Origin of the sequence: Jingyaoa shaoxingensis, assembly GCF_014385005.1 — a bacterium.
Classification (GTDB): Bacteria; Bacillota; Clostridia; order Lachnospirales; family Lachnospiraceae; genus Marvinbryantia; species Marvinbryantia shaoxingensis.
Genome location: NZ_JACRSZ010000030.1, coordinates 1 through 11,812, shown reverse-complemented (window position 1 = coordinate 11,812; position 11,812 = coordinate 1). Strand labels below are relative to the sequence as shown.

10 protein-coding genes and 1 pseudogene are annotated in these 11,812 nt (G+C 37.2%); 2 read left to right on the top strand and 9 right to left on the bottom strand.

Features of this window, described 5'->3' with window-relative positions; genetic code table 11:
- Positions 1-360: pseudogene (locus H8716_RS16720) on the top strand (IS4 family transposase); the annotation flags it as partial.
- Positions 361-522: 162 nt separating this feature from the next.
- On the opposite strand, the gene H8716_RS16715 reads toward H8716_RS16720, so the two are convergent.
- The 8 genes from H8716_RS16715 to H8716_RS16680 all read right to left on the bottom strand — a co-directional run bounded on the left by H8716_RS16715 (position 523) and on the right by H8716_RS16680 (position 8,438).
- Positions 523-1,728 (bottom strand): hypothetical protein, encoded by a 1,206-nt coding sequence (locus H8716_RS16715; protein ID WP_249310113.1) that lies wholly within the window; start codon positions 1,726-1,728, stop codon positions 523-525.
- A gap of 67 nt (positions 1,729-1,795) precedes the next feature.
- Entirely contained in the window at positions 1,796-2,491 is a 696-nt protein-coding gene (locus H8716_RS16710) for a hypothetical protein (protein ID WP_249310112.1), read from the bottom strand.
- Between the two features lie 10 nt (positions 2,492-2,501).
- Complete coding sequence (dgt, locus tag H8716_RS16705; RefSeq protein ID WP_249310111.1) at positions 2,502-3,902, bottom strand: dGTP triphosphohydrolase; 1,401 nt, start codon at positions 3,900-3,902, stop codon at positions 2,502-2,504.
- A gap of 303 nt (positions 3,903-4,205) precedes the next feature.
- Complete coding sequence (locus H8716_RS16700; RefSeq protein WP_249310110.1) at positions 4,206-5,111, bottom strand: LCP family protein; 906 nt, start codon at positions 5,109-5,111, stop codon at positions 4,206-4,208.
- A 281-nt stretch (positions 5,112-5,392) separates the two neighbouring features.
- Positions 5,393-6,445, bottom strand: coding sequence for a reverse transcriptase family protein (locus tag H8716_RS16695; protein WP_249310108.1), 1,053 nt, complete (start codon positions 6,443-6,445; stop codon positions 5,393-5,395).
- A gap of 248 nt (positions 6,446-6,693) precedes the next feature.
- Positions 6,694-6,978, bottom strand: coding sequence for a hypothetical protein (locus H8716_RS16690; protein WP_249310106.1), 285 nt, complete (start codon positions 6,976-6,978; stop codon positions 6,694-6,696).
- A complete protein-coding gene (locus H8716_RS18165) occupies positions 6,962-7,756 on the bottom strand; it encodes a phosphoribosyltransferase (protein WP_456298681.1) in 795 nt (264 codons plus the stop codon). The genes H8716_RS16690 and H8716_RS18165 overlap by 17 nt, the downstream gene beginning before the upstream one ends.
- Before the next feature lie 310 nt (positions 7,757-8,066).
- Positions 8,067-8,438, bottom strand: a complete 372-nt coding sequence (locus tag H8716_RS16680) for a VanZ family protein (protein ID WP_330606673.1) — start codon at positions 8,436-8,438, stop codon at positions 8,067-8,069.
- A 363-nt stretch (positions 8,439-8,801) separates the two neighbouring features.
- Here H8716_RS16680 and H8716_RS16675 point away from each other — a divergent pair, with 363 nt between their 5' ends.
- Positions 8,802-10,277, top strand: a complete 1,476-nt coding sequence (locus tag H8716_RS16675; protein ID WP_249310101.1) for a nucleotide sugar dehydrogenase — start codon at positions 8,802-8,804, stop codon at positions 10,275-10,277.
- 96 nt (positions 10,278-10,373) lie between these two features.
- On the opposite strand, the gene H8716_RS16670 is transcribed toward H8716_RS16675, so the two are convergent.
- Positions 10,374-11,459, bottom strand: a complete 1,086-nt coding sequence (locus H8716_RS16670) for an NAD-dependent epimerase/dehydratase family protein (RefSeq protein ID WP_249310100.1) — start codon at positions 11,457-11,459, stop codon at positions 10,374-10,376.
- Between the last annotated feature and the right edge of the window lie 353 nt (positions 11,460-11,812).

Genomic DNA, 11,812 nt, shown 5'->3' with positions numbered 1-11,812 from the left:
CTTGCTATTGAAGAATTTTCCGGTGCAACAACCACTTCAGTGCTTCAAGAATTTTATATCAACGTACTTCTTTCAAACCTATCATCTCTTATTAAAAATCAAGTTGATGAAGAAATTCAGATTACCGCTAAAAGTACGAATAAATATCGATACCAAGCAAACCGAGCATTTATTATCGGACGTATCAAAACAATAGTTCCCAAAATCCTGTGTAATCTTTTCGATTTATCTGCAATTGATAGACTATATAAGGAATCTCTCCGATGCAGATCTCAGATTATGCCTGGAAGAACATTCCGGCGGAAGAAGAACAAAGCAATAGGCAGAACACATTTTAACAATAAAAAAGTTGCATTCTAAAATCAATAGCTGTTAATAGGGCTTTTCTGTGAAGCTCTATTAAAGTGCGTCTTCTTTTCAAATCTACCTTCCTCTTTTCTCGATTTCGCACCGTTATTCATTAACCTAAGCAGGCACTTGTCTTAAGTTGACATTAGGTTGACCACATTGGTGCCTGACACCTTATATCCCATGAATAAATGGATCCTCTCCTTTCGTATAAGGCATCAATTTATCGACAAACTCTTCGTACTTCATTCCGGACAAGTTTTCAACAACTGCTATATCACCTTCGCACTCAGTCCACTGCCCCAACAACAGACACGTCTTCTTTATTTTATTATCTAAGCCAGATATCCACAGTGGCATCTTTAACAATTGACCATTAAATAACTTCTTTTTCATGGCAACATATAATCCATGCGTTTCAGCAACTAATGCATTTGCTTTATTTATCTCCATCCCAGCACGAATTAAACACTTCGAAATCGTCTCATACGTGCGAGGTCTAAGCTCTATTATTTCATTAGAAAAAGCAGGGATATTGTCTGTATAGATAAAAATATTCGTGTTATTATCAATAGGAACTATTTCATCTGCTACAAAATTAGGAATATAAATGTTTCCTTCCTGTTCAATGCTTCTCAAATGTCCCCAGTCCTCTTCACTTTGAACAACAAAAACAGCTCGTGGTTCTCGCATTCTCCACAATTCGTTTAAAATACAATAAATTGTTTCTTCAACAAATCTTCCTCGAACACATATTTTATTATCATGGATTTTTTCTGAAAAAGCAGTTTTAAAACGATCATCATCAATTTCAAAGAAATCAATACCTATTCTGGGATTTATAGTCTTTCTTTTTAATTCTATATCAAAATCATTTGCTGAATAAACATTGATTTTACGTTCGTTGAACGTCGTTAAAGCTGTATTTATTTTTTCAATTTTAACTGACAAACTCTGTAAATATGATTTGTCCTCTTCTCTCCAATCATTCAAAAAATAGCGGTCATACTTTTCTGGGGCAATAACACTTATCCCATTTATGATTTCATTGGTTATCCCAGATGCATATGACAATGCAACATCTTCTGGAACCTCATATTGATGTAATAAAGATAATATATAATTAAAAAGTTTGCCTTTTATCTCATATCCATTTTCAGAGTCCAATTCTGCTGCCAGTTTAGCCATATTTTGTGAAGATAATGCCACTGACAAATCATCAAATATCTGATCCGCATTCTTTTCATATTCGCAAAAAAACTTTCCACTGTTAACAAACAGCTGCTTCCAGCTGTGAACAGAATTAGTTTTATTTATAACTCTGCCAGCAGCACTAACTACTAAATCTGTAAGTTCACCTACCGCTAATTCAGGTAACATAATCAGACCCTCCACATGAAAAAATAGCAGAGTATGATTCTCCGGTAACTCTCATCAAGCACAGATTTCATATACATCTGCAAGCGTATTCCACTTCCTGCCTGATTTTTCCTATACCCAGTATAATATAACCATATCTTTCTTCCTGCATTTTTATTATATCTTTCAGAAATGTCTCTTCTGTTGAATAATCCAAAATCATCCTGGCTAATTCTTTTGAGTAACGCATATTATACTTTTCCCTAAGCACCATTGCTCTTAAAATATTCAATTCTTTAAACGGATTTTCTCTCAAAACGATTCCCAACTCGCCATTTTTCACAGCATTCTGATAGATTAGATCATTCCATTTATCATTTGACAAATCATATATGATTGCATCCAGATTTAAAAAGACACTTTGGGACAGGTACTCAAAGTAATTATTATTTTCTACTTTAATCACTTGCTTCTCAAAAGCCCATGTCTTTTTTACATCCCAAATATCAACAATAAATCCAGAACACGAAAACTTATATCCTCCAAAATGGTTCCTTTTATGTGGTATCTGTCGAAGTAATTCATCCCACACTTTTCTATCTTTTATACTAATCGTAAAATCTGCGTCTCGCAATTCTGCAATTTTGTCTTTATCTTTATATTCTCGTAATAAACCACCCATGACATATACATCTCCCGCCTGCATAAGCATCTTATAAAGCCACAATGCCGGTGGATATTTTTTTAAATATTCTTCTATCTCTATCCTTAGATTATTATACATAAAATCACCATTATTCCGGTAAACTGATACCCAATAATTTCTTGTATAATGAAACAGCATATGAGTCTGTCATACCTGAAACAAAATCCACAATCAGGTGCATTTTTTCATATTCATTTACATCTTTTAATGACTTTTGCTTATTTTCTTTATAATCAAATGTTAAAATATACTTATAGTTATCAGATATCAGATGATATATTTTTCCTTCATATTTACTACTGTCTTCTATCACTTCTACATTTGAAGTATGTATTGCATCATAAAAAATATTCAATAGTTCTTTTATTGTCCGTTCTCCAACAATCTCTAACGTTAATACCTCATCACAGGTAAAACAATAAGTTGCTGTCAGCTTCTTCAGGCATTTAATAAGTTCCTTATCTGACTCTAATAAATCTGTTATGCCAAACTCTCCATTCATTATCTGTTCATAATGGTCAAAAAAACTATCTACAGCCGTTCTGATCAAATGTCCTTGAACATAATTTCGAAACAATTTAACCTGAGCCAGCAGTCCTTCTCTTTCACCTAATCCGGCATCTGCCTTTTTAGCGTCAATTCTTTCAAATAGTTTCTGATATATAGTATTCTCTTTAAATGTCTGCTTTATTTGATCATATTCTTTATTCCAAGGAATATACCCTTTTTTCACACCGTCCTCAATATCGTCACAAATATATACAATATCATCTGCTGCCTCCAGAAGATATGCTGCCGGATGTCTGACTCCCTCGGAAAGTCCTGTGTGCTGCCAAATTGATTTCATAATCTCTTCTTCTGACTTAAAATATCCAAATTTATGCTTGGGATGAGTTGTAGTCATTGAACTATATGGATATTTTATAATCGAAGCCAGCGTCCCATATGTAAAATTCGCTCCGTACCGATCATTCATTGTCTGCAACTTGGTTACTATTCTTAAATTCTGAACATTGCCATCAAAATACAAAAAATCTGCATCTTCCTGCTCGGTTTTATAATGTTTATCCAAGTTCCTTTTCACATCAACAACTTTAGACTGATACCAGTTTCTTATCACTGTTTCACCATAATGTCCAAACGGCGGATTTCCCAAATCATGTATCAGTCCTGCTGTCTGTAACATTCCCATTAACTTTTCTGTCTTTTCTCTGTCAAAAATACCCATTCTTTCCAGACGCAGTCCCACTGTTTTAGCCAATGAACGGGCAATAGCCGATACTTCCATTGAATGTGTCAACCTTGTTCTGACAACATCATTTTTCTGAAGTGGAAATACCTGTGCTTTGTCCTGTAATCTTCTGACCGACGAAGATCCCACAATTCGATCATAATCTGCTTCAAACTCATTCCTTGTCACATGTTCATCTTTTACTACAGTGCTTGTTCTAATCCGTTCATCACACAGCAACTTATCCCAATCTAACATTTCTGCCCCCATTTATTCAAATATAATGTTTTTTTCATTATATCTTCCAGTAATTCAATTGTCAACTTTCATTCTCTTTTTGTTTGCTATTGTCTCTTATTGTTTATGTATGTTTTAATGTCGCAAAATCGAATTCATACAAAAGCAAATTAGTCTGACACTGTAATACCCTTGAGAATTGAGAATCTCAGAGCAGACAAAAAGACTGTTGCCGGCAATATCTCTGCCAGAGCAACAGTCTCATCATTTCTAAAATCTTTATGGAATTCGCATATTGTTTCCAAGTTCTGACTCTACACTTGCTTATCTGTAGAGAATGTCCTGTAATTTTTCTCTTGTAGCCGACATATCAGTCGGTGTTAATATCTCGTTATCAATATAATACATATCATCAAACGGCACACGAACTTCTTCAATCTCATAAGTCAGCCAGTCTGATACTTTCATCATCAATTTTAAAGTATCCGCACCTGTCAAATCGTGAGATGCATATGATAACAATGTCTGAAGTGTACCGGATGACTGTGTTTCTTCATAATCAGACTGTGCTTTCTCAAAAATCGCTGTCAACAGCTTACGCTGACGCTCTGTACGTCCAAAATCAGATGTCCCGCCTGTACTGCGGTTTCTGGAATATACAACTGCCTGATATCCATTCAGCCACACTTCTCCTGCGTGATCCAGATATACAGGATCATCCTTTCCTGCCAGAGAATACTGGCTTGCAATATGAGCATTAATGTATTCCATCTCTGCATCAGAAATCTCAAGATTCACTCCACCGATTGCATCTACGATCTCTGCCATAGAATTGAAATCTACCATTGCATAATTATCAATCTGAACCTGATAGTTCTCTTTAATCGTCTGTACACACAGTTCTGCACCGCCATTCGCACAGGCCGCATTCAACTTATGTACGCCTATACCAGGGATATCTGCATACAAATCTCGCATAAATGATGTCAGATATATCTTTTCCTTCTGTGGATTCACAGTAACCAAAAGCATAACATCTGAGTTGCCATACCAGGAATCATCTCTTCTGTCTACACCAATTAACAGAACATTATATGTACCTGATTCTGTATCCTCCTGTAACTGTGTTTCACTTTCTGTCTCTTCTTCAGCAAGTACAGTTCCCATACACGCACTGATCATAAGTACGGCTGTCACGAAACCAATGATTAGTTTTTTTAATAATCTCATTATTCTCCTCTTTTCTTGCTTTATCCATAATTTTCCCACTTATCTTATTCCAATATCATGCATTTTGCAAGAGCTATCTTCCATAAACTTCAACTTTAGGAGTTAAAAAGTGGGCATCTAACTCATCACTTAAGTAACCAGGAAGCGACACGCTGTTCTTTAATTCGCTTTTTTCTGCATACTACCGAGGCTGAATATACTCTACCCCAGCGTATTTTGATTTTACTGTCTAACAGAATAACTGGCAAGCTGATCCGCCGGCACTCCAGCTTCAACTGTAATTATACAAACCTGTCTGGTGTCTGCTTTTTGCAACAAATGTCCACATCATGAATAATCTCCTTATACCGCTTCATTTCCTGATCTTTCGGATTAATAAATAATGCATAACCTATTTGCCCCAGTAAATGCTCTCGGTAATTCCTGCACTCCAGACCTATATATTCCAAATGAGATTCCAGCCCAAATTTTTGAATATAATACATATTTTTGCGAATTTCTTTACGAATACTTTTGGGAAGCTGTGTTTTATAATTGACAACTATTCCTGTAACTTCCTGCTGCTGTCCCTGTTTTCGTGTTCTTGTTTTTTTCATATTCAAACGCAATCCTATGGATTTTAATTCCTGCCTGACAAAACGTATTACTTCTAGCTCATCAAAATCTCCCGAAAATGTCATATCATCTGCATATCGTGTATATCGGATCTTTTTTTCTTTACAAAACAATCCTACTTTTTCATCAAATTCTACCATTAGCAGATTGGAAAGTGCCGCACTTGTTGGTGCTCCCTGCGGCAGGCATCCTCTTAAACAACATAAGCCTGTCAGCATCATAGCTACAGCCTCATTATATCCTTTTTCTATAAAAAACTGAAATACCATCCAGTCAGTCAAGTGATCGTAAAAGGCCTTAATATCTAATGACAATACCTTTTTCTGTCTTCTGTGAAAACGCACATTATCTTTTACTGACTTTCCTGGAATATATGCTTTTGCGTAAGTACTGATTTCTGCTTTATATAAAATATTTTTTAAAATCCACTCCTGAATTTCCTTCAGATTAGGCAATGGCTCTGAAATCATTCGGCTTCCACCATTCTTTTTCGGAATTAAAAACTGCCGATAAAAATCTTCCGGTGCATTTGCCGCAGCATATACATATGTTGGCAGGTAGCCCAGCAAGGCACATAAATGTTCCTGCGTATAAATAACAGGCATATGGTGCATCCACAGCTGCTCCGCATAATTCAAATATTTTTCACAGTATGCATTATTTTTCCCACTTTTTCGTGCTGCTTCAATAAATGCAATTTTATATTCATTCCATTCCATTTCATCCACCTAAAAAACCTTTGAAATCTTTACCAGAAATATCAGTCTTATTCTTTCCGAAGGAAAGGATAAGAAGAAGTGATTTTGGAACAAAATCACGACCTGTAAGACTTGTTTGGGATTTTACTCCTGTAAAAGAACGAACAAGTCTTACTATGGCTCGAAAAATAAGTTCCTCTAAGATTAACGACTCGCTAATCCCGCACAAATGTGCTAAGTCTAAAGATTTCAAAGGCAAATTTATTATATCATGGTAAATATATATCGTCTATGTCTATTTTACTGACTCTGTATTCCTCCAGGGGCAAAATCGAAAAAGTATGTTTTGTCCCTTTCAGGCTTTTCCATCTCTGCTCTCCTAGCTCTGTCAAATTTCTCACTCCATCTTCACTATAAGAAATTTTTCCTTCTTTCTCCAATCGTTTTCCCCATTCCATAACCTTTGCATATGAATACCCCGCTTTAAAAAGCGGCATTATCGATCCATGCCTTTTTATCGTATCTAATATCAAAAATTCAATTCCTTCTCTCATATCTTTCCTGTTCTTTATTTTCTTTTCTGATCATTTTCACATTTTCTTTTCTTGGAAATGGTGCACGCGAATGCCCCTTCTTCTCATGCCAATATACCGGGAATGTATTATTAGGAGTTTTATTCATAGCAACCAGACTTTCTGCCTGTAAAAATCCAAGATACATTTCGGAAGGAACCTTCAGCAATTTACTTATTTTCTTCATTTCATCTAGTTTCTGCTGTGCTTCTTCTTTTTCAAATTGGTCTGATATGCCCTTTTCACGTACAACATCTGCAAAGACAGGAATTCCTTCTTTTTGAATATTGTTTATTCCCTCTTTCTGCGCAACCATAGCAAGAATGTACATCTTTTTTCCTTCCTGTCTCAGAAAATCCAAATATGCCATACAGCCAAGAGCTGTTTCACCGCTTCCAATAAAATCATCAATTAAAATAACTGAATCTATATTTTTTCTGTATTTCTCCTCTTTCAACACTTCTGGTGTCTCACAAATCCGCACCTGTCCGTCCTGAAATTCTTCATATGTTCGAAGCAATATACTCTGACATAAATACAACATAAAAGTAGAACTTTTTATTTTCCCAAAATCCTCTTCCGGAAGCAATGGGCAAATACAAATATTTTTCCCTTTTTCCGGATTCCATGATTTATCCTGGAAAAGTTTCTGAAAAGTAACCAGCAAATATTGTTCATACATACTGCTGTTTACCCATAAAAAATTTTCAGTAAGACCAAGTATCAAATCACGCTGTACATCTGTCTCCAGTTCTGCCATTCTCTCACAAAATCTGTCAAATACAGAGTATTTTCCCATCTCCTGTGTGTTCCAGTTTTTCCTTTCAAATAAATCATATAATTGCTCTACATACTTATCTGAAAGAACCTTCTTCGTTATCATTTGTCAAACATTTCCTTCTGTTAATAAGTAAAATCATTTTTATAAAATCCATTCTCTGTTTTTCATACTTATATTAAATAAGCTTCTATATATTAAATTACCAAACTTCTGTGGAACTTTTCACTTACCATTCTACAGTCTATAATGATGATAGTAAATAGTTTTTTCTTCTATAGTGGAACAGCCTTCATACCTCCTCATCCCCATTTATTTGCAGATTTGCCAAAAGACATCCCACCATACAGCCAAGCCCATTATGGATCATATCGTCCCACTCGAACAACCCACGCATAAAAATCAACTGACAAAATTCTATGGTTGCAGATATAGCTATTCCCACCAAAAGAGCCTGATACCATTTCACCTTATGATTTACAATTGCAGGAAGTAGTGCTCCTGCCGGCAATAATAATATACAGTTTAAAAAATTTTCTTTTAATAATGACCAGTCCTGGCAGCAAATAATCGTTCCCCATGACCACAATGGGATCAATTTATACTGCCGAATCGTTTTTGGTCTGGTGAATACTGTAGATCCAAACACAATACCTAAGAATATAATAATGTATCTACATATCTACATCTCCCGTATATCTCTCCGGATGCTTTTCAAGGTACTGCTTGATTCTCTCAATCAATTGCTTTGTTTGATCCATGACACTCCTCCTCTGATTTATTTTTCTTTACACAGCAGCATCATGGACTAGGAAAAAGTACATATCAATTACTTAATGTTAATATTTTTAACACTATTTTATGTGTTCAGCAGTTTCTTTTATCTTTTTAGATTTATTTTTATCTTAAATATTGACATTTTTAACATTCGCACTATAATATAAATAGTTTTCGCTTACATACATGTTAGCAGATTTTGTTATTCTAATTAACGCAAATTACAATTACCCAAAGGAGTACATATACAATGAAAAAATTATCACAGGCTCTGATGGCTCAGACCATCACCGAGAAACGAAAAGCCAAGAATATGACACAGCAGCAGCTTGCTGATGCTACCGGCATCAATCGCGCTGTTATCAGCCGCATGGAATCTGTAGACATCATGCCGTCCATCCCGCAATTAGAGGCACTTGGAGAAGTATTGGGCTTTGAACCAACTGATCTGTTTGTGAACGGTACTACAGAAGCAAAAAAGCAGCATGAGCCGATGAATATCGCTGTTGCCGGTACCGGATACGTTGGTCTGTCCATTGCCACTCTTCTCGCACAGCACAATCATGTGACTGCAGTTGATATTATCCCGGAAAAAGTAGAACTCATCAACAACAAGAAACCTCCGATTCAGGATGATTATATTGAGATGTATCTGGCAGAAAAGGATCTGGATTTGACCGCAACTCTTGACGGCGAAACTGCTTACAAAAACGCTGATTATGTTGTTATCGCTGCTCCGACCAACTATGACAGTAAGAAGAACTATTTTGACACTTCCGCTGTAGAGGCTGTCATCGAACTAGTATTAAAGGTAAATCCGGACGCTATCATGGTCATCAAGTCCACGATCCCGGTTGGATATACTGAAAGCGTTCGTGCTAAGTACAACACAAAGAACATCATCTTTAGCCCGGAATTCCTGCGTGAATCCAAGGCTCTGTATGACAATCTGTATCCATCCCGTATCATCGTTTCCACAGATGAATCCGATGAAAGACTTGTTGCTGCTTCTCATACTTTCGCAGAACTTCTGCAGCAGGGAGCAATCAAGGAAGGCATTGATACTCTATTCATGGGATTCACCGAGGCAGAGGCAGTTAAGCTATTTGCAAACACCTACCTCGCTCTTCGAGTTTCCTATTTCAACGAGCTGGACACTTATGCAGAGATGAAAGGTCTGAACACACAGGCGATTATCAACGGTGTTTGTCTTGATCCTCGTATCGGTACACACTACAACAACCCTTCCTTCGGTTACGGCGGATACTGCCTGCCAAAGGACACCAAGCAGCTCCTTGCCAACTATGATAATGTACCGCAGAATATGATGTCTGCTATCGTAGAGAGTAATAGAACACGTAAAGATTTCATTGCAGATCGTGTACTCGAAATCGCTGGTGCTTATGAAGCAAACAGCTCCTGGGATGCTGCAAAGGAAAAAGAAGTTGTTGTCGGTGTATATCGTCTGACCATGAAATCTAACTCCGATAACTTCCGCCAGTCTTCTATCCAGGGTGTCATGAAGCGAATTAAGGCTAAGGGCGCAACTGTTGTGATTTATGAGCCAACACTTGAAAATGGTACCACTTTCTATGGTTCCAGAGTGGTTAATGACTTAGAAGAATTCAAGAGAATCAGCCAGAGCATCATTGCAAACCGCTATGACAACTGTCTGGATGATGTAAGAGAAAAAGTATATACGAGAGACTTGTTCCAGAGAGACTAAGAGCAATTAGTTTTATCTAACTCGCGTCCATAAAAATAACCTCTGCCTGGGAATCACAGAAATGTGAATCCTGACAGAGGTTTTCTATTTGTTCTATTATAAATAGAACTCCTTATACCACTCCGCAAATCTTCTCAGACCTTCCCGGAGGCTGGTGCTCGGCTTGAAACCAAAATCACGCTCTAAAGCAGATGTGTCTGCATAAGTGACTGGAACATCTCCCGGCTGCATCGGAACGAGCTTTTTGTGTGCTTCAAAGTCATAGTCCTCTGGCAGTACACCTGCACGGATCAGCTCCTGCTGCAGAATATCTACAAAGTCCAACAGATTCTCCGGGCTGTTGTTGCCGATGTTGTACACACGATACGGCGGAATCGGAAGTCCATCCTCTCCGTTTACCTTCTCTGGAGCACACTGCATAACTCTCTTAACACCTTCGACAATGTCATCTACATAAGTAAAGTCACGCTTGCAGTTACCGTAGTTGAAAATCTGAATGGTATCACCCTTGAGCAGCTTGTTTGTAAATCCGAAATATGCCATATCCGGTCTGCCTGCCGGACCATATACTGTAAAGAAGCGAAGTCCTGTGGAAGGAATATTGTAGAGTTTGGAATAAGCATGAGCCATCAGCTCGTTGCTCTTCTTTGTAGCCGCATACAGAGATACCGGATTATCTACCTTATCGTCTGTGGAATACGGAACCTTCTTGTTAGATCCGTACACAGATGAGGAAGAAGCATAAACGAGGTGCTCTACTTCTGTTTCTCCGTTGTCATAGGAATGACGACAAGCCTCAAGGATGTTATAGAAACCGATCAGATTGGATTCCACATAGACATCCGGATTCGTGATGGAATAACGAACGCCCGCCTGTGCAGCTAAGTTCACAACTACTGCTGGCTTGTAAGTAGCAAAGATATCATCAATCAAAGCACGGTCTGCAATGGAGCCTTTGATGAAGGTCCACGTAGAGTCAGAATCTTTCACAGCGGATTCAATCTGCTGCAGACGGTACTCTTTGATTGACACATCGTAGTAGTCATTCATATTGTCGATACCAATAATGGTGCACGGACTCTGTGTGCGGATCAGCTCCAGCACTAAGTTTGAACCGATGAAACCGGCGGCACCAGTTACCAGAATGATTTTGTTAGTTAATTGGGTGTTAATTTCTAACATTTGTATCTCTCACTTTCATTTAATTTGTATAATACACTTAATTGTATTCTACAATTAATTTGTATATTCTCTCAAACGTATTTAACTCTTCATGCAATTTTTACCAGGGGTCTGACCCCTTCATTTTACTTCTGACAACTATCCTAACACACAGGGGTTTTCAATTTAATAAAAATTTCAGAATATTTTTATTTTCTACTTACAAAGTTTACCGTTTTTTACCGGGGTCTGACCCCACTGTGGTCAACTTAAGTATTTTAGAAAAATTTCAGAATTCCTTCAGCCCTGATTTCATCGGCATTTAAAGGATTTCTTTTCTTTTTTTACAAAAAAAGTACTTGACAAAACCTCCT

Bases quoted from the DNA above. Each gene is read 5' to 3' on its own strand.
- H8716_RS16715 (WP_249310113.1), bottom strand. From the start codon at position 1,728: ATGTTACCTGAATTAGCGGTAGGTGAACTTACAGATTTAGTAGTTAGT.
- H8716_RS16710 (WP_249310112.1), bottom strand. From the start codon at position 2,491: ATGTATAATAATCTAAGGATAGAGATAGAAGAATATTTAAAAAAATAT.
- dgt (WP_249310111.1), bottom strand. From the start codon at position 3,902: ATGTTAGATTGGGATAAGTTGCTGTGTGATGAACGGATTAGAACAAGC.
- H8716_RS16700 (WP_249310110.1), bottom strand. From the start codon at position 5,111: ATGAGATTATTAAAAAAACTAATCATTGGTTTCGTGACAGCCGTACTT.
- H8716_RS16695 (WP_249310108.1), bottom strand. From the start codon at position 6,445: ATGGAATGGAATGAATATAAAATTGCATTTATTGAAGCAGCACGAAAA.
- H8716_RS16690 (WP_249310106.1), bottom strand. From the start codon at position 6,978: ATGAGAGAAGGAATTGAATTTTTGATATTAGATACGATAAAAAGGCAT.
- H8716_RS18165 (WP_456298681.1), bottom strand. From the start codon at position 7,756: ATGGCAGAACTGGAGACAGATGTACAGCGTGATTTGATACTTGGTCTT.
- H8716_RS16675 (WP_249310101.1), top strand. From the start codon at position 8,802: ATGAAAAAATTATCACAGGCTCTGATGGCTCAGACCATCACCGAGAAA.
- H8716_RS16670 (WP_249310100.1), bottom strand. From the start codon at position 11,459: ATGTTAGAAATTAACACCCAATTAACTAACAAAATCATTCTGGTAACT.